This window comes from Asticcacaulis sp. (assembly GCF_035497195.1).
In the GTDB taxonomy this organism is placed as follows: Bacteria; Pseudomonadota; Alphaproteobacteria; order Caulobacterales; family Caulobacteraceae; genus Asticcacaulis.
This window is the reverse complement of sequence record NZ_DATJDZ010000018.1, coordinates 50,494-71,548: the sequence shown is the minus strand read 5'-3', so window position 1 is coordinate 71,548 and position 21,055 is coordinate 50,494. Positions and strand designations below refer to the sequence as shown.

Here is a 21,055-nt window from a genome sequence, read left to right as displayed (position 1 = left end):
TGAGCTAAATCACCTTGTCCAGCCGAAAAAGGCAAGGATTTCTGAAAAATAGTCATTCATCCCCATCATCTTCAGACAAAGATGCCGGGGCCAGTCCGGCATCTGTATCTTCCTCGCTGACCGACAGGCCGCCGGCGCCATTGATGACATAATCGCCCTTGAGCCAATGGACCAGATCGATGTCGGCGCAGCGTTTCGAGCAGAAGGGCGCGAAGCTCGGCGCGGCATTGACGACGCCTTCCAGGGCCTCGCCATAGGGCTTTTGACAGCGGGCGCATTTGCGGATCATGTGACGATAACCTCGGACTTGGTGGCGGCTTCCAGGCGGATGATCGCCGATAACGGATCATGGGAGGCCGCCAGTAACGGACGTATAATATCTAGGGTGCCTGCCGGCGCACGCAAGGTCAGGAGGCGTCCGGGTTCCTCTTTGGCGCGCTTCACGGCATTACGCAGCAGCAGATGCGCCGCGCGGACAGGTGACCGGGCCATATCCATCAGCGGTGTGGCGCCCCACGGCCGGACAAATTCCAGTGTGCCGAACTTGCCGATCGGACCGATGATCAGCTTGTCGGCCTCAGAGCCGAAACCCGCCTGCAACAGATGGCGCAGGCGATCCGCGTCGTGGCGTTTGCCGATCAGGTCCATGACGATCAGGCCGGCCAAACCGGAAAGCCGCAACCGCCGGCCGATGTCGGAAACGGCGCGTTCGTTGCAAGCCTTGGCGAAAGCTTTCGGCGTGGCGTTCCCCTCACCGCCCGCCGAATCGATATCACAGGCGATCAGGGCGCGGGTACGTTCGATGCTGAGGTAGCCACCTTCGGGCAAAGGCGAGGACGGATTTAACGCGGCATCTTCCGCCCCATCCAGCGCATCCGAATCAAGTGTTGATTCTACAATGTCATCCCCATCGCTAACCTGTGCCAGGAGGCGATCTTTCAGAGACTGAACCGGGGAAATCCGGCGCGGTTCGCCGGTGGCCGACGCAATCAGCCGGGCGCGTGCCAATTTTTCCTGACGCGGTTCGGCGATGATCTCGATCTCCAGCGTCGCGCCTTCGACCAGTTTAGCAAAGCCTTCCTGCGGCACGTCGAGAACGGCTTCAGCGCCATCGGCCAAAGTCAGGAAGGCCACCCCGCCCGCCTTGCTTTTCAGGCGCGCCACTGACTGCACATTAACCATAGTCAATGATTGATTGAATTCATATCCCTCAGCATACAAATGCGGCTGGCCATCGATGCAGACCGCACCACGCGCCAGACCGAACCGGCTGTCATAGTGAAGGGTAATCACTGCGCATATCCGGCGCCATTGAGCAGGCATTTGGTTTCGTAAAGCGGCAGCCCCATCACGCCGGTATAGCTGCCGACCAGTTGGGTGACATAGCTGCCAGCGAGGCCCTGGATGGCATAACCGCCAGCCTTGCCGATGCCCTCGCCACAGACCAGATAGGCGGCCACATCGGCATCGCTCAGACGCTTGAAGGTCAGGCGCGTTTCGGCCAGGCGCGAGGATAGCTTGCCCGCCGGGTTGACCACCGCCACGCCGGTATAGACGCGATGGCCGCGCCCGGAGAGTAGTTTGAGACACGCCGCCACATCGGCTTCGGTTTCGGCCTTGTCGAGCACGCGACGGCCAACGCAGACCACCGTATCGGCGGCCAGCACGTAGCCCGGCGTCACGGCCGCGACAGCCTGCGCTTTCGACACAGCCAATCGCAGCGCCAGTTGCGCCGGGGTTTCATCTTTCAGAGGAGATTCGTCGAGATCAGCCGCCGCGATATGATCAGGCACAAGCCCGATCTGGGCCAGAAGGTCACGGCGGCGCGGGCTGGCGCTGGCCAATATCAAAGGGGCGCGCTCAGCCATCAGGCGCTTTTACTTGAAGCGGTAGGTAATACGACCCTTGGTCAGGTCATAGGGGGTCATCTCGACCAGAATCCGGTCGCCAGCCAGCACGCGGATGCGGTTCTTGCGCATTTTGCCCGCCGTGTGAGCGATAATTTCATGGCCGCTTTCTTCCAGCTTCACGCGGAAGGTCGCGTTGGGAAGCAATTCAACAACAGTGCCGGGAAATTCTAAAAGTTCTTCTTTTGCCATACGGCCCCTCTGGATGCGGATGGACTCCTCAGCGGGACTCACATCGCTCAAATATTCGATTGCGCCCTTTATACCCAAAGCCTGCCACTGGAAAGCCCAAAAAGGTAAAGCGCTCCCTGCCGGTGAGCAGGGAGCGTCAATATGCGCTCAGAGGCCGCGCAGGCTCGCCGCATCAGCGGCGGCGTGCCGTCGCACGCAAAAGGTGCGCTGAGCCAGGCTCAACGCACCTTGGGGAAGAAGTTCTGTCGGGGGAAACTAGAACTTTCTCACCAGACTGAGGGTCGCCGTATCGGCATTCCCCTTGTCACCGGTAAAATCCGAACGCGTATAGTCGGCGCGGACGGCGTAGGCCGGGTTGATGTGATACTGGCCACCGACACCGTAATCGAGGGCCGTGCCTTGTTCAGCCTTGCCGGCGATGGCCGGGGCCTTCAGGTTGGTGTCGGAGACGCCGACGCGGCCGATCAGGTCGAAGCTCGGCGAGACCGGCAGGTAGCCGACGCCGTAGACAGCGGCCTTATTGGTCAGCTTGTAGTTACCGCCGACGCCGTTGTCGTCATTGGTGCCGAAAGCGGCCTCGCCTTCAACGCCGAAATGGGGGGTGATCTTGGTGCCGACGCGGGCATTGACGCTGCCGAGCTTGGTATTGGTCGTATCATTGTCGGTTTGCTGGTAACCGAGCGAACCGTAGACCTTGCCCACGTCCTGGGCCGTGGCGGCGGTACCGATAGCGAGGGTGGCCACGGCGGCCGCGGCGATCAAAAGGGTCTTCTTCATAGTATGTGCTCCATATTTAGACGGGTCACGCATCGGGGAGGATGCGGGCCGGACGATCATCTTGTCGTCTGAGTTCAATATGGTGCCGCCACCGGACCTTCGTGGGGCATTTGCGGGGTCTTTTTGAGGTCTTTAAGGTCAAATAAGACCATATGAACACCCTCTCGCCCCGACTAAGGCGAACCGCGTCATATATGGCCGCTTTTGGCCGGATTCCCGCCCCATTGGTGAATGGAGATGAATGACAAAAATGTAATTAAATCATAAAGATAGGAAAAATTTGCCGACTCAGGCGCGCACCAGCGCATTCACCAGCGTAAACAGGCGACGCGCCGTTTCGTGGTCGATGGCGATCTTGCCCTTGAGACGTTCGGCCAGGAGTTCGGCGCCTTCGTTATGGACGCCGCGGCGCCCCATGTCGATCGACTCTATCTGCGTGGGCGTGGCGTTTTTCAACGCTTCGTAATAACTCTCGCAGATCAGGCGATAATCGCGCAGCATCATCTTGAAAGGGGCCAGGGACAGCATGATCTTGCGGGCGAAATCAGGTCCAGTGATATCGAAGACCAGCCGGTTGTCTTCCAGCGCCAGCCGCAAATCGAACGGCCCCTGCCCGTCCGCCGCCCCATCCGGCACGAAGCTGTTCTTTTCGATCAGATCGAACATGGCGACCTTGCGCTCGTGCTCCACCTGATCAGAGGGCGCGCTTAAGGACGCTTCATCGATGTCGATTCGGGCGATACGCATGGCGGAACCTCACTTTCAGTCTCAAAGCAGGATGAGCATAACTCCGCCTGGTTTGGCAAGAGACACCTGTAGTGTCCAAATCAGCTGGCTGATTTGGGAAGGGCGACCCTCAAGCAGCGAAGCGGTAGGGCTTCGCATGGGCGAGGCAAGCCCCGCGGCTTGAGCGCCTAAAAATGCTCAGGCATACGCTTGGCGCGGCGCGGCGCGGCCAGGTCAAGCAGCAGCACATCGACGCATTCGGCCTCGATACGGACATCGCGGTTGGTCGCGCCGGCGAAACGCAGGGTCAGGGCGACGGCCGGCGCTTCCAGCGCTTCGAGCGAGATATCGAGCAGACTCAACGGCAGGTTCTCCTGCTTGATATCCAACCCGCGCATTTTCACCGCCGTCACGCACGAAATACGCAGAACGCTCGGCGCGCGCAGCGGCACGCCCTTATCGGCCTCATGACAAAAACGGTTCATCCGCAGGGTGAAGTGGCGGCCCGCCGGATCATAACTGAGATCGCCCGCGCGCAGAGCGGCATCCTGCACCAGGGCCGAGATGGCGGGCAGATCATCGGCTTCCTGCGCCATCAGGCGCAAGGGCTTTGCCGGCGCTTTCCCTAACCCGAACAATCCCATCTATTCGTCTTCCATCATGGGTTCATCGCCCTTGATGCGGCGGATATTCGCGCCACAGGCCGACAGCTTGCCTTCGAGATTCTCAAACCCGCGATCGAGGTGATAGACGCGATTGACCGTGGTTTCGCCGCGCGCCGCCAGTCCGGCGATCACCAGGCAGGCCGAGGCGCGCAGATCGGTGGCCATCACCTGAGCGCCGCGCAGTTCAGACACACCATAGACGCGGGCTTCGCTGCCGCTGACGCGGATATCAGCGCCGAGGCGGCTCAGTTCCGGGACGTGCATGAAGCGGTTCTCGAAAATGGTTTCCTTGATGACGCTCTCACCCGTGGCCAGCGTCATTAGCGCCATGAACTGCGCTTGCAGGTCGGTGGCGAAGCCGGGATAGACATCCGTGGTCACATCGACCGGCTTGATGGCGCCGGAACGTTTGATGGTCACGGTATCGAAGCCGCGATGGACTTCGCAGCCGGCCTCGACCAGTTTGTCGAGCAGGATGGAGATCAGTTCGGGCCGCACCTTGGTCAGGCGCACTTCACCGCCGGCCATGGCGCCGGCAACGGCATAGGTGCCGGCTTCGATACGATCGCAGATCACCGACCAGTCGGCGCCGTGCAGTGTGGCGACACCTTCGATAACGATGGTGGTAGTGCCCTGCCCGGAGACCTTAGCGCCCATGGCGTTGAGGCACTCGGCGAGGTCGGAGATTTCCGGTTCACAGGCGCAATTGGTCATGACCGTGGTGCCGTGGGCCAGCACCGCCGCCATAAGGGCGTGTTCGGTCGCGCCAACCGAGACGAACGGAAAGTCGATCTCAGCGCCTTTCAGCCCGCGCGGCGCCTGGGCGAAGACATAGCCTTCGTGCATGTCGATATGGGCGCCCAAGGCTTCAAGCGCCTTCAGGTGCAGATCGACCGGACGCGCGCCGATGGTGCAGCCGCCGGGCAGCGATACCTTGGCGTGGCCGGTGCGGGCGATCAGCGGCCCCAGCACATTGAACGAGGCACGCATCTGGCGCACCAGATCATAAGGCGCGAAGGCCGAGGTGATTTCGGGCGTATGCAGCAGGGTCTGCTGGCCGTCAGGGCCGTCCGATTCGGTGATCTGGGTGCCGAAGCGCGTCAGCAGACGGCCGAGGAGCCGGGTATCGGCCAGGCGCGGCATATTGGTCAGGCGCACCGGTTCGGAGGTCAGCAGGGAGGCGGCCATCAGCTTGATGGCGGAATTCTTCGCGCCCGAAACGGGGATGTCTCCGAAGAGAGGGCTGCCGCCCTCGATAGCAATGCGATCCATAAACCGGCCTGTAACTCAAGGTCTGCGCCAAAGCGGCGAATACGCGGTTCTACATGACATTGAAACGCGCGCAATACATGCTTGCGCTTTTAGGACTCGTTTTGCTTCCCTTTTTCGTTATCAGGGGTTGGCTGTTCGTCAGCGGCCTGCCCCGCGGCTTTGCGACGACGCAGATTATCCCGCAGCGCCGATTGCAGACGCACGGCGCGCATTTCGGCCTGGGTCAGGGGCCGCTTGGCGGCTTTTGGCGCTTTGGGGGTATCAGACATAAAAAAGCCGCTCGGAATATGACGAGAGGCTTTGGGCTTAAGAAATCCGGGGAATAAATGCAAGTGTCGCTATTTTTCGCTTTGTCTTTTCACAAACTTTGGCTATAGCCGCCGCCTCGGGTGATGTTCGCGTCCCCGTTCGCCGCGTTAGCTCAGTGGTAGAGCGCATCCTTGGTAAGGCTGAGGTCGAGAGTTCGAGTCTCTCACGTGGCACCACGAAGGCCCTTGTCCCTAAAGGACTTGGGCCTTTGCCATTTTTGGACATACTCACCGATACTGACGTTTCGAAGCAGAACATTACGCAAACCGCACTGGATTTACGTGCAAAATCCGTGCAGTTTGTTCTCCAGGCGTTCCGCACTTACCTCTAACATCCCTCTCCCTGATTCAACTCGTCTGTTGCGCCATAATTCGTGATTTGCCTACCCATGCTTGGTGGCCTCAAACGCTTCCGCGTAAATCGTTAGGAAGCTTTGCAAGTCGGCCACCACTCGGATCAAGATCAGTCGGAGTGATGTTTGCTAAGCTACCGCTAGGGCAGATAACACCCGGTTCATATCCTCTTGAAACGCATCATCTGAATCTAAGCGTAAGTTGCCAACAACGATACGCCGTAGATTTCTCGCAAAATCAGGCCGATCAGGGCACCAATCGGTTTTGTAAAATTCATCTATAGCCAGCGGCAGAAGAAGATTCTTTCCGCCTTCACTGGCTTGCTTTGACATAATCTCTTCGATCTCATTCAACACCCCATTACGCGTCAATGATTTCTCTGAACAGATAAGAAGCATATAATCTGCAGTGTTGATCCCGTCGGACATAAAACGGTGAAGCTTTTGTCCAATTTGGCTGGTTTGTGAAAAAAAAGCAGTGGAAACGCCTTTTGAAACCAGGAAGTCGCGTACCCTCTCCGCTATTGCTTCATCCGGGCCGCCATAAGCTATGTAGACCGATTTATACAAATTGCGTTCATCTATAATTTCCACGAAATGATTTCCCGCTTCGAATATTCTATAAATCTCCCCGAGGTTGCCCAATACTGTTGAGCAATATACAAGCACCCTCGGAACATCTCTTGAATCATCGGCGCTTGTTTTTCTGGTTGACTCGCCCCTCGTTTCTGTAAACTGGGTCCTCACTACACTTTTTGCGGCATCCAATAACAAATGCCAATCATTTGACATTATCTTTGCCGACCTCGCATCTAATTCTTCAAAAGCTATCATGTGGTGAGTAACTCCCGTCAATAGGATCGTTCTCATCATATGAAACACGACAATGCTGTCCACTTTATCATCGTCGGAGTTGCCCAATAGCGGGGACTCATACATCCCCAATTCGCCGAAGCCATCAAGCGTATGACTTCCTTCAGAAGGAACCCTTCCGCGAAAATGCGCCAAGGAATTCTTTTTGAAATTTTCATTTATGGCCACAGCGCCCTCCCATATAGGTGGCTGACGCTACCACAGAGGGCTTGAAACACAAAAGCGCCGCCACCCCGAAGAATGGCGGCTCTTGAATATGTTTACTTTCGCAGAATGATAGACGGCTAAGGCTTGTACGGCGTCTGATCTACGAAGCGCCCGATCAGGCCGGCCACCGCCACCAGCACCGTGATCTTCGCCATACCCTGCGCCGGGATCAGCGCCTTCAGTTCATCCGGCACTTGCAGCCAGATCGTGGGAATCGCCACTACTGCGCCGAGCGCCCAGGTGGAATAGGCACGCAGAGTTTCGCGCCAGTTATTGATCAACTTCATGAGTTTAGCTCCTGTATGGATATTTGAACATGGAAACGGACGTCATGACCCGCGCGCCGGCGCCCGAATTACCGATCGCGGCGAACAGGCCCAGTTCCGGCGACCAGCAGACATTCGTCCAGTTATTGTCGGCCGCGGAAGTGCGCGTCGCCCACGTCACACCATCCGGCGAGGTCATGACGCGATTGCCCGTGCCGGTATTGGCCACGACGCAGAACAGCCCCAGTTCCGGCGACCAGGCGACAGTCATCCAGCTATTGTCCGCCGCCGAGGTCCGCAGCGTCCATACCGTGCCGTCCGGCGAGGTCATCACGCGGTTGCCTGCACCTGTACTGGCCGCGGCGCAGAACAGGCCCAGTTCAGCCGACCAGCACACGGCGTTCCAGTTGTTATCGGCCGGCGATACCTGCGTCGTCCATGACACGCCATCCGGTGAAGTCATGACGCGGTTCCCGGTTCCAGATGCGGCCACGACGCAGAAAAGGCCCAGTTCGGCTGCCCAGCAAACGCTGCGCCATTGCAGACTGACCGGCAGGGTCCGCAAGGTCCAGTTGTTCCCGTCAGGCGAGGTCTGGGCATAGGCCCCGGAAGAGACGGCGCAGAACAGGCCCAGCTCAGCCGACCAGCAGACGCCATACCACGCTTGATCGGCGGCGCTGGTCCTGATTGTCCACGTGATTCCATCCGGTGAGGTCATGACCCGATTGCCCGTGCCGGTATTGGCAACCGCGCAGAACAGCCCCAGTTCCGGCGACCAGCACACCGACAGCCACTGATTATCGGCCGCCGAAATCCGGGCCGTCCAGATGATGCCGTCCGGCGACGTCATCACGCGATTGCCTGTGCCCGACGCGCCTACCGCGCAAAACAGCCCCAGCTCCGCCGACCAGCAAAGGGATTGCCAATTATTGTCAGCCGCCGAGGAACTGATCAGCCAGGCCGCGCCCGTTACATAATTCCGCTGCGGTATCCCAACAGTCTTGTAAAACGTTTTGCCGAAGCGAACGCGGCCGCTGAAACGATTGACGGTGAAAGCCGTGCGCCAGTTGCTGCCATCGGGCGAGACCTTAAGGCTGAGATTGCTGTCGCCCAGCAGACCCAGAACAGCGCGCGTGCTGTAGCCTTTTTGCAAAAGAATCTGCGCGTTGTTGCCATCAGCCTCCTTGTTGAGGCTTAAGGAGATGTCGCCGCTGCCGCCTTCGGCCACGGTCTTGCCACTGAGCAGGGCCGCCGCACCCTTGACCGCCAACACATTGTAGGCGTCGGCGGTCGTTCCCAGGCCGAGGCGGCTGAGATTGGCGAGGGCCTTGATAGCGTCCTCGAACGCGGTCCATCCCGATGCCGTGCGCAGCAGGAAAACGCCTTCGGCCTTGATGTAGACAATCGCCCCTTCCGGAAAATCGACCGTTTCCCAGGCGCCGCCCTCGGCACGGACGAAAGCGCCCGCCGCCAGCGCGCCCCACACGGCGCCGGTGGGTGTCGCTGGCAGGGTATAGCTGTCGCTATCGCCGGGGCTTATCGGTTGCGCACTGATCGTGCGGCTGATCGCCTGGGCCTGCACCAGGCTTTCCAGCCGCATCAGGCCGGCGTTCATGACGATGCGCTTCTGGCTGTGATCGCCAATCAGCGGCAGTTGTAATCGGGGTGTCGTATCGCTCACGCCTCACCTTTTGTTCAGGAATATGCTCCTGAAAGGATGGGGCCGGCCCAGGCGTGCGGGGATTAGTTATCCGAGATAGACCAGCCGCTTCTTGCCCTTGGTCGCGCGCATTTCACCGACATTATCCTGATGGCTGCCGTCACGATGCGCCTGCGAAGCGCTGCCTTCGATGTAAAGCGTCTTATCGATATCCTTCTGGATCATATGGGCGGCATAGAGATGCCCCTGGAAGAAGGTATCGACCGTAGAGCCGATAATCGGAATGACTGTATCGCCGAGGGAGACGCCGGCATCGACCAGCAGAGCCAGGAAGGCAGCCGCCAGGGTCGTTGAGTCACAGCGGGCGCGCAGGCCCTGATAGAGGATAAAAGCCCCCGCCAGCACGGAATAGGCCGTACCCAGGCCCGGAATCGGCACCCACGCCAATATGCCGTCCAGCCCGATGATATTGATCGGCCCGATGCCGATGATGCGATCGGACAGGCGCTTGATGGTATCGACCGAGTCGTAGATGCGCCGCACCTCATCCTGGGTTTTTGCGAACATAGCCCTTGCCCCCCGATCGATCGCTAAATATAGACTGAGGCCGTTAACCCCTGTTAACGAAATAGCGGTGCGAACGCCGCTTTTGTCAATACCGATTGGAACCCGATGCGCCTGATCTCTGCCTTCAGAACAGTCTGGTCAGGCCTGTGCATTGGCGCGTCGGGCGTGGCGCTACTGGCAGGACTGGTTTGCCTGAAGACGTTCCATCATCCCCTGCTCTACCTTATCGATATCTTCACCCTGCCCCTGCTGACGGCGACGCTCGGCCTGACCGTGGCCTTCTGGCTGATCCGCGAGAAAACCGCCTGGCGGCTTGGCGCAGTCGCCTGCGGCGTCTGGCTGTTGGCGCTGTCGCCGCAGGCCTTCGCCCCACAACGTCCAGCCGACGAAACTGCACCGGCCGTGCGCCTGATGTTCGCCAATCTGTATATTTACAACAAGACGCCCGAACGTCTGCTCGATTGGGTCGATGCGGAAAAGCCCGACATCATCGCCACGGTTGAAAACCTGACCGACCCCAAATACACGCCGACGGTCAATCGCCGCTATCCCTACCAATATAAATACCACGATACGGTCGTCTATTCCCGCTACCCGATCCTGTCGAGCCATCGGGGTGAAACGGATTACAGTTTCGATACGCTCGACATCCGGACACCGCAGGGGCTGATGCATCTGGCGGTCGTCCATCTCTGCCAGCCGAAAATCCAGACGCACGATTGCCAGTCCTCGCAAATCGCGCGGCTGAAAGCTGACATATCCACAGATCAGCGCCCCACCACAGTTATGGTCGGAGATTTCAATTCAAGCCTGAGCGCCTACCTGTTGCAGGACTTCGCGCACGACATGGATTTCAAACCTGCCGCGGCGCCCACTGGCACCTGGCCATCGGTCTTGCCGGGGGTCTTGCGTATCGCCATCGATAACGCCTTCGCCGGCAAGCATTTCAGCCTGTCCCGCCGTAAGGTCGGCCCGGATAACGGGTCCGATCACCGGCCTATCGTCGTCGATGTACGCCCGGCCAGGAACTAGGCCTTCTTTGTCGGCTTCTTGACAGCCGAAACGGCCCTGGCGATCGGTTTGGGTTCGATCTTGAGCGCCGCTTTCACCGGCTTGGCCGCCGCCTTAAGCACCGCCGGCGCTTCGACCACCGCTCCACTGACCGCCACCGGCGCCTCGATCACCGGATCGAAGACCACCTTGGGTTCCGGTGCGGCTTCGACCGTTTCAACCAAAGCCTCCGCCGTCTTTTCCACCGTATCTTCAGCAGCCTTCACCGCCGCTTCCGCCCTGGCCGCCGCTACGCCCCAAACGCCTGTGAAACCGGGCCATTTGCCAGCCATATCCGCCATCTGCGGCATGTCCTTGAGCAGCCCTTCATTCTTGGTGAGGCTCTGCGTCATCGCCCAGGCACCGAGGCCGAAGCTGGAGGCCGCCCAGAAAGGCACCCACATCGGCGACAGCGCGCCGACCCAGAAGTTCACCACTTTTTCGGAAGCGGCCTTGACCTCTTCAGGCGTGGCGGGGAATTTCGGCGTTGGATAATCGGTCATGCTCAACATCTCAGCCTCTGGGGTTATGGGGAGGGCATATTGCGACGCAACATAACACGCTGGGGATAAATCGCCAATATGGCGCGCGATCACAAAATCCGGACACGCGCCTGACCGCCCGCTTCACCGAAGGTCGCCACCACATCCTCGCAGATGGCGGTCAGCAGCGGCGCAAAATCATCCGGCGCATTGACCGTCACCAGGGCGCAGCCGTTCATCTTCATCGGGTTCCACAGAGGCCGCAAACGCAGTTCGGCCACCACCATCTCGGCCGTCTCGCCGATTTCGCGCTCCATATGACGCAGCCAGGCATCGAACGTCTCCAGATCTTTCAGCGGCAGCCAGATCAGAAACCGCGCATCGGGCCTCAAGGTCAGCACATCGCGTACCGTCTCGGTGATCTGCCTGTAATCGTCCGGTTTCTCGAACGGCGGATCGATGAGATAGAGCAGATCCTCGTCGCCTTCGGTCGTTTGCCGCGCCACCTTGTAACCGTCGGCCTTGATCGCCTGGCCGCGCGGTTCGATGCGCTCGGCTAGCAGGCGCACATCGTCATCGCGCAGTTCGCAGCCGACATACTGGTCGCCGGCGCGCTGGTGATCGAGAATCAGCACCGGCGAACCGGGATAAATGCCCAGCCGGTCCTTGAAACCCGCCTTGGTGTTCTTGGCCCGGACATAATCGGCCAGCGGCTTGAGGCTATCCGGCACGTCGCGGCTCATCAGGTACTGGATGCCGGCCTCTGCCTCTTTCGAGCGCGAGAAATCGGGATTGGACAGGTCGTAATAGCCCGCGCCGGCGTGGGTATCGACTACCAGCAGCGGCTTTTCGTTGTTGCGCAACAGGCGCAGCAAGGTCAGCACAGCGGCGTGCTTGGCGAGATCGGCGAAGTTTCCGGCGTGAAAGCCGTGTCTGTAGTTCATAAAAGTCCCAATTCGCGCTTTGTCTTCTTCGGCAGGGCCGCGACGATCATATCATAAGACCCGCGCACATGGTCCATCAGATCATTATCGGTAATGCCCCTGACCTGAATCCACTTCATGCCGCGTGAGGCGAGGTAGGGCGCGGGCCGGCAGCCATCGGCATCACTGAGGATTTCATAGCCAATCGGCGTCACTTTGAAACTGACCGCAAGCCCCCCACCCTCCTGCCAGCCGGCAATGGCGAAGACCTTACCGCCCACCTTCCAGACATCCGCTCCGCCCCACTGCACCACATGGGTGGTGTGGGGCAAAGTGGCGCAGAAGGCGTTGAAGGCTTCAGGTGTCATCTTATTTCAGCGGCATCTCGCGGGCGATTTGCAGGGTATCGGCCAGCAGCGCTTCCGATGTCGGCCAGGCGCCGGCGCCCTTGCCGGTGACATACCAGGTCTCGCCATTATCTAACTCGATAATGGCGCGGTTCTGTTCGCCCCGCGCCCCGACGAGATAGTGATCGGCATCGAGCACTTCCAGCTTCATCGAGCCTTCCAGCCCCTCCGCCGTCGGATAAGCGCGCGCCACATAGCGCAGGCCCTTGCCCTTCGGAATGACCAGCGAGTCCTCGGTGATCTGGCCGACCTCGATATGTTTCGGCATCTGGCCGGGGAAGGCGATTTCACGCAGCAGTTTCAGCTTGGCGCCGACATCGGTGCCATCGAGATCGGCGGTCGAATCCGGCTCGGCGAAACCCAGACGGCGCGCTTCATCCATCGCGGCGTCAAAGGTCTTGCCTGATTCCACCTGATCGATAACGAAATTGGATGTGCCATTGAGCACGCCCGCCAGCGACTCGACTTTATGACCCGCCGCCGCGGCGCGCTTCAGCGCCTCGATGACCGGCGCACCGCCACCGACGGAGGCCGAATAGGTCAGCATGGCGCCGGAGGCTTTGGCGGCGGCGCGCAGCTTGTCGGCCGAAGCGGCCACCGCCTGCTTATTGGCGCTGGTGACCGACACGCCGGCTTTCAGGAAACCTTCCAGCAGTTCGGCCGAGGGCGATACGCCGGTGCCGATATCGACGAAGACATCGACATCGTTGCGCACGAACGACCGCGCATCCGAGGTGAATTTCGCCGCCAGCGGATGATCGCGGCGCTTGCTCGCATCGCGCACCAGAATACGGTCGACCTCGATCAGTTCCGGCCATTCCAGGCAACGCTCCAGGAATTTCGAGCCGACCCCGCCGGCGCCCATGACGGCGATGCGAATGGGGCGCTTGAGCACAGCCGTCTTGCGATAGGCGGTTGTCGTGCCGAGCGTGGTTTCATAGCCCTTGGCCAGCCCCGCCACTTGAACCGTCAGGCCGTTATCGGCGGCGAAACGCATGGCCTTGCCCTGCACCACCGGGAAGGCGATCTTGAGCGCCTCTTCCCAACTCAGGGACTCATAGGGCCTGGCGGAATCACCAACATTAGCCGGATCGGCGTCATAGACGGCGTCCACGTCCTTGATCAGGCGGGCGGTGACGCCGAGCGCTTTAGCGATATAGACCGCCGTCAGATCCGAACCGCCCCGGCCGAGCAGCACCGGTTCGCCCTCGGCGTTTTCGGCGACATAGCCCGGCACCACGACCAGATCGACGGTTTGCAGGTCGTCCGTCAGCACCTCGGCCCTGATCGACACCGGATTGGCGTTCAGGTGCTCGCCCTCGGCCACCAGACCGATTTCATAGGCCGAACGGAACTGCGTCACGATGCCCGACCGCTCACAGGCCATCGCCAGCAAGGTGGCGGCGCGCATTTCCCCAGTCGCCACCAGGTGCGGCGTGGCCGAGGACACCGAAGCCTGGGTATAGCTGCCAGCCAGGCGCATAAGCTGGTCGGTCTGGCCCTTGAAGGCCGACACCACGGCAATCACCTTATGGGCGTCACGGACATAGCGGTAAATTTCCGCTACGGCGCGTTGCAGCGCGCTTTCGCTCGTAAGCACCGAACCACCGAATTTAACGACGAGGACAGACATAATTCACCCGTTTCAGACCAATTTGCACGGTCGCTATAAGACTTTGACGTCATAGCCAAGAAAAAACGTGCAAATCGTTGTGATTCTTTGGCTCCGTTTCAGATGAAACCGGCAAGCGACTTGAATACCGGCCGACTATACGGCAAAGCAGCGCCATGCACAGTCGCGCCACTCTCCTGAAAGCCTATGGCCTCCTGATCCTGACCAGCCTCATCTGGGCCGGCAACAGTGTGGCCGGGAAGATCGCCGCCGGTCATATTGATCCGATCCTGCTGACCACCCTGCGCTGGTCCATCGCCGCCCTGATCATCACGGCGCTGTCGATCAAGCACCTGAAAGCCGACTGGCCGGTGATCAAACGCCACTGGCTGCTTTTGTTCGGCTACGGGGCGTCGGGTTTTGCCCTGTTCAATATCCTGCTCTACTCCGCCCTGACCCAAACGGCGGCGGTCAATGTCATGATCGAACAGGCCGGCATTCCGCTGATCATTTTCCTCGGCAATTTCGTGTTGTTCCGTCTCAAGGCGACGACGGCGCAACTGATTGGCTTCGTGTTGACCGTCACCGGCGTGATCCTCACGGCCACGCATGGCGATCCGCGCCAGTTGCTGCACCTCAAGCTCAATCTCGGCGACGCCATGATGCTCGGCGCGATTATCGTTTATGGCGGTTACACGGTCGCCCTGAAATGGAAGCCGGTCATGCACTGGCAGACCCTGCTGGCCGTGCCCTGTATCGGCGCGGCCTTAACCTGCGTGCCCTTTCTGATCTGGCGGCACCTGACGCATCCGTTTCCGGCGCCCGACGCCACCGGCTGGGGTGTGGTGGTCTATGCCGCGCTGTTCGTCGCCCTGCTCGCTTCGGCCACCTATATCGCCGGCATTGAGTTGATCGGCGCCAATCGCGCCGGCCTGTTCATCAATTTGCTGCCGATCTTCGGCGTGTTTCTGGCGGTCATTATCCTGCGCGAACCGCTGCACACTTACCACCTGATCGCCCTTGCCCTGGTCAGCGCCGGCATAATCCTGTCGGAATGGCGCCGATTTCGGCCGGCGAAAGCTTAGGACGCGAAACGCCGCGCCCCGGCCACGCAGGCCACGATGGCGATCATCACCGCCACCACCGCCCAGCCGATCGGCTCCTTCAACAGGCAGGCCGCCAGAATCAGCCCCATGAACGGCTGAACCAACTGCAACTGCCCGACAGCGGCGATCCCGCCCATCGCCAGACCGCGATACCAGAACATGAAACCGATCAGCATGGAAAACAGCGACACGTAGCCCAGGCTCAGCCAGGCCGGCCAATGTATGGCCGATAAATCCATCGGCCACGTCATCACCCCCAGCGCCAGCATGACCGGCGACGCCACCAGCAGCGCCCAGCAGATCACCTGCCAGCCGCCCAGCCGTCGGGACAGACGCGCCCCTTCCGCATAGCCGAATCCGCAAACGGCAATGGCCGCCAGCATCAGCAGATCGCCCACCGGCGACACCGAAAACCCTTGCGTCAACGCATAGATAACAATGCAACTCCCGCCCAGTCCGGAAAACAGCCAGAACAGGCGCGGCGGATGCTTTTCGCCCAGCAGGCTGGCGCACACCGCCGTTGAGATCGGCAGCAGGCCGGTAAAGACGATCGAATGCACCGAATTGATGTGCTGCAATGCCATGCCGGACAGCAGCGGAAACCCAACCACCACGCCCAGCGCCACCAGAACCAGCGACACGATATCGCGCTTTTCCGGCCGCGCGGCCCGGAAGACGATCAGGCACACGGCGGCCAGTACCGCCGCGATCACCGCCCGCGCACTGGTCAGGAACAGCGGCGACATCGCCTGCACCGCCACCTTGGTCGCGGGCAGGGAACCGCTGAAGGCCAGCACGCCCAGGCCGCCATTGATCCAGCCGATTGTCTTCTTGTCCATAACGCGCTCCATCGCAACAGGCGCTTCCTATGCAAACAAAAGGCTGGCCCTGACAGGCATGGTCCGGTAAAATTCCATCAAACCGTTATGGTACGGAGACCAGTACAGTTATGAGCGCAGCCGCCACCCTGACCACCCAGGTCATGGACCAGATCCGTGACCGCATCGCGCGCCAGCACCTGTCTCAAGGGGCGCGCCTGCCCTCGATCCGCGCCATGTCCGAGGCGCAGAAGGTCTCGAAATCAACCGTGGTCGAGGCCTATGACCGCCTTCATGCAGAGGGGGTCATTTCGGCCCGGCGCGGCTCCGGCTATTTTGTCGCCGCGCCCCATGCCCCGATGTCGCTGGCCGAGATTGGGCCGAGGCTGGATCGGCAGGTTGATCCGCTGTGGATATCCCGACAATCGCTGGAAACCGAGGCCGATTATCTCAAGCCCGGCTGCGGCTGGCTGCCCTCTTCCTGGCTGCCGGAAGACGACATCCGCCGTTCCCTGCGCACCCTGGCGCGGGCCGAGGCCACCAACCTGACCGAATATGCTACGCCACTGGGCTATGCGCCCTTGCGCCAGCTACTCTCCCGCCGCCTGTCCGAGCACGGCATCGACGCCGCGCCGGCGCAGATACTGCTGACCGGCTCCGGCACTCAGTCGATCGACCTCATCTGCCGCTTCCTGCTTAATCCGGGCGATACGGTGTTGGTCGATGATCCCTGCTATTTCAATTTTCTGGCCCTGCTGCGCGCCCATCGCGTCACGGTCGTCAGCGTACCGATGACCCCAACGGGGCCGGATATCCATGCTTTCGCCGACGTGCTGATCCAGCACAAGCCACGCCTCTATATCACCAACAGCGCCCTGCATAACCCGACTGGCGCCACGCTGTCGCCAGTCACCGCCCACCGCCTGCTCAGACTGGCCCAGGCCCACGATCTGCTGATCGTCGAGGACGATATCTATGCCGATTTCGAGCACAGCCCCGCCCCGCGCCTGGCCGCCTTTGACGGGCTGGAGCGTGTCATCCACATCGGCAGCTTTTCCAAGACCCTCTCTGCCGCCGTGCGCTGCGGTTTCATCGCGGCCCGCCCGGAGTGGATCGCGCCGCTGATCGACATGAAGATCGCCACCAGTTTCACCCACGATCCCTTGTCGGCCGAATTGTTGTACCATCTGCTGAGCAATGGTCATTACCGCAAGCACATGGCCGATGTGCGCGAAAAACTGGCGGCTATGCGTCCCGTCATCATCAGGAAGCTGGCCGCGCTCGGCATCCAGCCTTGGCATGTGCCTCAAGGCGGCATGTTGCTGTGGTGCGAACTGCCTGATGGCGTCGATGCCTCCGAAGTCGCGCGCCTGGCGCTTGCCGAACGCGTCGTGCTGGCGCCGGGCAACGCCTTCAGCCTGTCGCAGGGCGCGCGCAGCTTCATGCGCTTCAATATTACCCAGATGGCGGATGGTGAAGTCTTTGATGTCCTGAAACGCGCCCTCTTGACGCAGGCGCAGCATTTGCGCATATAGACCCTACTCATCGAGACCAGCCGAGGGAAAGGCCCGACGACGCTGGGGCAACCGCTGCAAACGCAGTATGGTGCCAACTCCTACGGGGCGCATTTCCCCGACAGATGAGAGGATGACAGTCCCCGTGCGAAAGCGCGGTGCGGTGTCTGCTCTCGACTGGTCACGATGATTCGATTTTACCGTGACCGGACACACCATGAACGCCCTCACCCTTACCGCCCCCGACCTGATCGGCACCGATATTACCGCCCCTATTCCCGCCGATTTCCGCCTGCAAAGCGGCATGAAGCTGGAACAGACGGATGTGGTGGCGCGGCTCTATGGCCCGAAGGATGCGCCCGTCGTCGTGGCGGCCGGCGGCATTTCGGCCGGCCGCGTGCTGTTCGCCAAGGAAGACACCACCGACACCGCGCCCGGCTGGTGGGAAGGCGTGGCCGGTCCCGGCGAAGCGCTCGATCTCAACACCTACCGCGTGCTCTCCATCGAATTTGCCCCGCGCCTGCCGGCCTCGCACATATACACCATCACCACCCATGATCAGGCGCGGCTGGTGAAGTTGTTGCTCGATAAAATCAATGTTGACAAAATCTACAGTTTCATCGGCGCGTCCTACGGCGCCATGATCGGCCTGGCCTTCGCTGAACTGTATCCCGATGCCGTCGAGCGCCTGTGCGTCATTTCGGCCGCGCATCGCGCCCACCCGATGGCGACCGCCTTTCGTGGTCTGCAGCGCCGTCTGCTGGTCTTCGGTAAGGAGAACGGCAAGCCCGCCGAGGGCATTTCCCTGGCCCGCCAACTGGCCATGACGACCTACCGTTCCGATGCCGAGTTTTCCGAGCGCTTCGACGGCCCGCCACCAGAAGCGGCCGGCGGTAACTATGTCGTCTGCAGCTATCTGCGCGCGCGCGGCGACGCCTATTCCGCCACCGACGTCAACCGCTGGATATCGATGTCCGACAGTCTTGATCGCCACCGCGTCGATCCGTCAAAGATCAAGGCGAAGGTGTTCCTGGCCGCCGTCCCGACCGACCGGCTGGTGCCCTACGAAGACATGAAAGCACTCTCCCAAGCCCTGACCGACAGCGTCTTCATCGATTTCCCCTCACTTTATGGGCACGATGCTTTCCTCAAGGAAATCAAACTCGTTTCCGATATCGTTCGCACCTCACTCAAGAAATAATATGTCCAAAGACTATCTAAAAAACGCCGGCCTCGGCACCAAGGTCATCAATATCGGCATCGATTCCGATCCGGCGCATGGCGCGGTCATGCCACCGATCTACCTGACGACCAACTACACCTTCGAGGGCTTCGGCAAGAAGCGGACCTATGATTACGGCCGGTCGGGCAATCCGAATCGCGAGATCATCGCTGAGGTCATCGCCGAACTGGAAGGTGGCGTTGGCGCGGTCATGACCGCGTCAGGTCTGGCGGCGCTTGACCTGCTATGGCAGGACCTTAAAGGCAATAAGCGCGTGGTAGTGCCTCACGATTGCTACGGCGGCACCCAGCGCCTGCTCAATGCCCGCGCCAAACAGGGGCTGATTGAGGTTATCTATGTCGATCAGGGTGATGATACCGCCGTCGCGACAGCCCTTTCCGAGCCGACCGCCCTGCTCCTGCTTGAGACGCCGTCCAATCCGCTGATGCGCCTGATCGATCTGGAAAAGCTGATCGCCCTGGGTCACAAGGCTGGCGCGAAAGTGGCGGTTGATAACACCTTCCTGTCCCCTGCCCTGCAAAATCCGATCAAATTCGACGCCGATTTCGTCGTCCACTCGACGACCAAATATATCAACGGCCATTCCGATGTCATCGGCGGCGCGCTGGTTTGCACCACGCCGGAGGACGTAACGCTCTATCGCTGGTGGGCCAACTGCGTTGGCGCCACGGCCGCGCCGTTCGACAGCTACCTGACCCTGCGCGGTGTCCGCACCCTGTTCGTTCGCGTCCGCCAGCAGCAGCTATCGGCTCAAGCCGTGGCTGAATACCTATACGCCCATCCGAAGGTCAGCGCCGTCCATTATCCCGGCCTGCTCTCGCATCCTCAGCACGAACTGGCGAAAAAGCAGCAGGCCGGTTTCGGCGCCATGATGAGCTTTGAACTGGCCGGCGGACTTGAAGCTGTAAAGCAGCTTTTTGACCATATCGATTTGTTTTCACTGGCGGAATCGCTCGGCGGCATCGAGAGCCTGATCGTCCATCCGGCCTCAATGACTCACGCCGCCATGTCGCCGGAAGCCCTGGCCACGGCCGGCATCAGCGACGGCCTGATACGCCTGTCAATCGGTCTGGAAGACGCGCCCGACCTGATCGCCGCACTGGATCGCGGACTGGCGCGGATCGCCTGATCGCCAATTTGTCACACTTTTTAGCAAAAACAGGTTACAGTTTTTGGAAAGTGATTATGCTCCTCCGAAACAGGGAGAGAACATAATGACTCAAATGACCAGACGAATGGCTTTACTGGCCGCCGGTGTAACAACGGCCGCAAGCGCCATGCCGGCCGCCGCGAAAACGGATATCAAGGCGGCGCTCAAGCCCTTCGCCTGTAACCTCGATACTTGGTATCAGGGCAGTGCGTTCGCGGATCGTTTTGCCCTCGCCGCCAAGGCCGGCTTTACCTTCGTGGAATTCTGGCCCGTCCGGCGGGCCAATAATGGAGATAGCATGGACGCCCGCAAGGCCCGCGCCCTGCTCGATGCCAATGGCCTGACACTCACCCAGTATGCGCCCGCCGCACCCAATTTTTCCGATCCCGCCAATCATGACGCGCTTGTGGTCATGATCCGCGAAGCCATCGCCGATTCGGCTATTCTCGGCTGCAAGCAGATCACGCTGGTCGGCCACCATGTGGTCGATGGTATGAGCCGCGAAGCCATGGTAGCCGGTTATACCGCCGGACTGATGCGCATTGCGCCGTTGCTGGAGCAAGCCGGGCTGATGGCGCTGGTCGAGCCGTTCAACACCGTCAACCATCAGGGCCATCTGCTCAATGGCTCACGACCGGCCACCGCCATGCTGCGCGCCGTCAATTCACCGATGATCAAGCTGCAATGGGATTTCTACCATATGCAACTCGAAGACGGCGACCTGATCGAAAAGTTCACCGCCGGGATCGATCAGGTCGGCTACGTTCAGTTGGGCGACGTGCCCGGCCGGCACCAGCCCGGCACCGGCGAGGTCAATCACGTCAACCTGCTCAAGGGCATCCGCGCCGCCGGCTATAAAGGGCCAATGGGGCTGGAATATTTCCCGCTCGACAATGACCACAGCCGCGCCGTCAGCGAAGCCGTGGCCTTGTCGGTAGCCGCCGGATTGACCTGATTCGCTTTTCAGGTGTGCGCCT

General features: G+C 60.4%; 24 protein-coding genes, 1 tRNA gene and 1 riboswitch. Of the genes, 7 read left to right on the top strand and 18 right to left on the bottom strand.

Annotation, left to right across the window (positions count from 1 at the left end):
* Positions 1-52 precede the first annotated feature (52 nt).
* From VL130_RS10455 to VL130_RS10415, 9 genes are all read right to left on the bottom strand, one after another.
* On the bottom strand, positions 53-289 hold the full coding sequence (locus tag VL130_RS10455; protein WP_325362826.1) for a DNA gyrase inhibitor YacG: 237 nt from the start codon (positions 287-289) through the stop codon (positions 53-55).
* The gene (locus tag VL130_RS10450; protein ID WP_325362825.1) at positions 286-1,293 is read right to left on the bottom strand and encodes a ribonuclease E/G; all 1,008 of its coding nucleotides are present in this window, start codon (positions 1,291-1,293) and stop codon (positions 286-288) included. The genes VL130_RS10455 and VL130_RS10450 overlap by 4 nt, the downstream gene beginning before the upstream one ends.
* The gene (locus VL130_RS10445) at positions 1,290-1,868 is read right to left on the bottom strand and encodes a Maf family protein (RefSeq protein WP_325362824.1); all 579 of its coding nucleotides are present in this window, start codon (positions 1,866-1,868) and stop codon (positions 1,290-1,292) included. The genes VL130_RS10450 and VL130_RS10445 overlap by 4 nt, the downstream gene beginning before the upstream one ends.
* Before the next feature lie 9 nt (positions 1,869-1,877).
* The gene (gene infA / locus VL130_RS10440) at positions 1,878-2,099 is read right to left on the bottom strand and encodes a translation initiation factor IF-1 (RefSeq protein WP_023450735.1); all 222 of its coding nucleotides are present in this window, start codon (positions 2,097-2,099) and stop codon (positions 1,878-1,880) included.
* A gap of 255 nt (positions 2,100-2,354) precedes the next feature.
* The gene (locus VL130_RS10435; protein ID WP_325362823.1) at positions 2,355-2,876 is read right to left on the bottom strand and encodes a porin family protein; all 522 of its coding nucleotides are present in this window, start codon (positions 2,874-2,876) and stop codon (positions 2,355-2,357) included.
* A gap of 288 nt (positions 2,877-3,164) precedes the next feature.
* A complete protein-coding gene (locus VL130_RS10430) occupies positions 3,165-3,623 on the bottom strand; it encodes a UPF0262 family protein (RefSeq protein ID WP_325362822.1) in 459 nt (152 codons plus the stop codon).
* Positions 3,624-3,790: 167 nt separating this feature from the next.
* Positions 3,791-4,246 (bottom strand): DUF2948 family protein, encoded by a 456-nt coding sequence (locus tag VL130_RS10425; RefSeq protein WP_325362821.1) that lies wholly within the window; start codon positions 4,244-4,246, stop codon positions 3,791-3,793.
* Positions 4,247-5,539 carry a UDP-N-acetylglucosamine 1-carboxyvinyltransferase gene (murA, locus tag VL130_RS10420; RefSeq protein WP_325362820.1) on the bottom strand — a complete coding sequence of 431 codons (1,293 nt, stop codon included), beginning with the start codon at positions 5,537-5,539 and terminating at the stop codon, positions 4,247-4,249.
* Positions 5,540-5,628: 89 nt separating this feature from the next.
* Positions 5,629-5,808, bottom strand: a complete 180-nt coding sequence (locus VL130_RS10415) for a hypothetical protein (RefSeq protein ID WP_325362819.1) — start codon at positions 5,806-5,808, stop codon at positions 5,629-5,631.
* A 141-nt stretch (positions 5,809-5,949) separates the two neighbouring features.
* Between VL130_RS10415 and VL130_RS10410 the strand changes: the two genes are divergently transcribed.
* Positions 5,950-6,024: transfer RNA gene (locus VL130_RS10410), tRNA-Thr, on the top strand.
* Between the two features lie 305 nt (positions 6,025-6,329).
* Here VL130_RS10410 and VL130_RS10405 read toward each other — a convergent pair.
* The 4 genes from VL130_RS10405 to VL130_RS10390 all read right to left on the bottom strand — a co-directional run bounded on the left by VL130_RS10405 (position 6,330) and on the right by VL130_RS10390 (position 9,773).
* The gene (locus VL130_RS10405; RefSeq protein ID WP_325362817.1) at positions 6,330-7,241 is read right to left on the bottom strand and encodes a toll/interleukin-1 receptor domain-containing protein; all 912 of its coding nucleotides are present in this window, start codon (positions 7,239-7,241) and stop codon (positions 6,330-6,332) included.
* Between the two features lie 116 nt (positions 7,242-7,357).
* The gene (locus VL130_RS10400; RefSeq protein ID WP_325362816.1) at positions 7,358-7,567 is read right to left on the bottom strand and encodes a hypothetical protein; all 210 of its coding nucleotides are present in this window, start codon (positions 7,565-7,567) and stop codon (positions 7,358-7,360) included.
* A 4-nt stretch (positions 7,568-7,571) separates the two neighbouring features.
* Positions 7,572-9,227 carry a DUF2793 domain-containing protein gene (locus VL130_RS10395; protein ID WP_325362815.1) on the bottom strand — a complete coding sequence of 552 codons (1,656 nt, stop codon included), beginning with the start codon at positions 9,225-9,227 and terminating at the stop codon, positions 7,572-7,574.
* Between the two features lie 66 nt (positions 9,228-9,293).
* Positions 9,294-9,773, bottom strand: coding sequence for a DUF4112 domain-containing protein (locus tag VL130_RS10390; protein ID WP_325362813.1), 480 nt, complete (start codon positions 9,771-9,773; stop codon positions 9,294-9,296).
* 105 nt (positions 9,774-9,878) lie between these two features.
* Here VL130_RS10390 and VL130_RS10385 point away from each other — a divergent pair, with 105 nt between their 5' ends.
* Entirely contained in the window at positions 9,879-10,805 is a 927-nt protein-coding gene (locus VL130_RS10385) for an endonuclease/exonuclease/phosphatase family protein (RefSeq protein ID WP_325362812.1), read from the top strand.
* Here VL130_RS10385 and VL130_RS10380 read toward each other — a convergent pair.
* The 4 genes from VL130_RS10380 to VL130_RS10365 all read right to left on the bottom strand — a co-directional run bounded on the left by VL130_RS10380 (position 10,802) and on the right by VL130_RS10365 (position 14,268).
* Complete coding sequence (locus VL130_RS10380) at positions 10,802-11,326, bottom strand: hypothetical protein (protein ID WP_325362810.1); 525 nt, start codon at positions 11,324-11,326, stop codon at positions 10,802-10,804. The two genes, VL130_RS10385 and VL130_RS10380, sit on opposite strands and share 4 nt — an antisense overlap.
* 89 nt (positions 11,327-11,415) lie before the next feature.
* Entirely contained in the window at positions 11,416-12,249 is an 834-nt protein-coding gene (gene rlmJ, locus VL130_RS10375) for a 23S rRNA (adenine(2030)-N(6))-methyltransferase RlmJ (protein ID WP_325362809.1), read from the bottom strand.
* The gene (locus tag VL130_RS10370; protein ID WP_325362808.1) at positions 12,246-12,596 is read right to left on the bottom strand and encodes an MmcQ/YjbR family DNA-binding protein; all 351 of its coding nucleotides are present in this window, start codon (positions 12,594-12,596) and stop codon (positions 12,246-12,248) included. The genes rlmJ and VL130_RS10370 overlap by 4 nt, the downstream gene beginning before the upstream one ends.
* A gap of 1 nt (position 12,597) precedes the next feature.
* The gene (locus VL130_RS10365) at positions 12,598-14,268 is read right to left on the bottom strand and encodes a homoserine dehydrogenase (RefSeq protein ID WP_325362807.1); all 1,671 of its coding nucleotides are present in this window, start codon (positions 14,266-14,268) and stop codon (positions 12,598-12,600) included.
* Positions 14,269-14,423: 155 nt separating this feature from the next.
* Between VL130_RS10365 and VL130_RS10360 the strand changes: the two genes are divergently transcribed.
* Positions 14,424-15,332, top strand: a complete 909-nt coding sequence (locus VL130_RS10360) for a DMT family transporter (protein WP_325362806.1) — start codon at positions 14,424-14,426, stop codon at positions 15,330-15,332.
* On the opposite strand, the gene VL130_RS10355 is transcribed toward VL130_RS10360, so the two are convergent.
* The gene (locus tag VL130_RS10355; RefSeq protein ID WP_325362805.1) at positions 15,329-16,192 is read right to left on the bottom strand and encodes a DMT family transporter; all 864 of its coding nucleotides are present in this window, start codon (positions 16,190-16,192) and stop codon (positions 15,329-15,331) included. The two genes, VL130_RS10360 and VL130_RS10355, sit on opposite strands and share 4 nt — an antisense overlap.
* A gap of 110 nt (positions 16,193-16,302) precedes the next feature.
* On the opposite strand from VL130_RS10355, the gene VL130_RS10350 reads away from it, so the two are divergent.
* From VL130_RS10350 to VL130_RS10335, 4 genes are all read left to right on the top strand, one after another.
* On the top strand, positions 16,303-17,706 hold the full coding sequence (locus VL130_RS10350; protein WP_325362804.1) for a PLP-dependent aminotransferase family protein: 1,404 nt from the start codon (positions 16,303-16,305) through the stop codon (positions 17,704-17,706).
* A gap of 4 nt (positions 17,707-17,710) precedes the next feature.
* A riboswitch (SAM riboswitch) is annotated at positions 17,711-17,817 on the top strand.
* Positions 17,818-17,902: 85 nt separating this feature from the next.
* Complete coding sequence (gene metX, locus VL130_RS10345) at positions 17,903-18,886, top strand: homoserine O-succinyltransferase MetX (RefSeq protein WP_325362802.1); 984 nt, start codon at positions 17,903-17,905, stop codon at positions 18,884-18,886.
* A 1-nt stretch (position 18,887) separates the two neighbouring features.
* Positions 18,888-20,057: a cystathionine gamma-synthase gene (gene metB / locus VL130_RS10340; RefSeq protein WP_325362801.1), complete on the top strand. Its 1,170-nt coding sequence runs from the start codon at positions 18,888-18,890 to the stop codon at positions 20,055-20,057.
* A gap of 85 nt (positions 20,058-20,142) precedes the next feature.
* The gene (locus VL130_RS10335; protein WP_325362800.1) at positions 20,143-21,033 is read left to right on the top strand and encodes a TIM barrel protein; all 891 of its coding nucleotides are present in this window, start codon (positions 20,143-20,145) and stop codon (positions 21,031-21,033) included.
* Positions 21,034-21,055 lie beyond the last annotated feature (22 nt).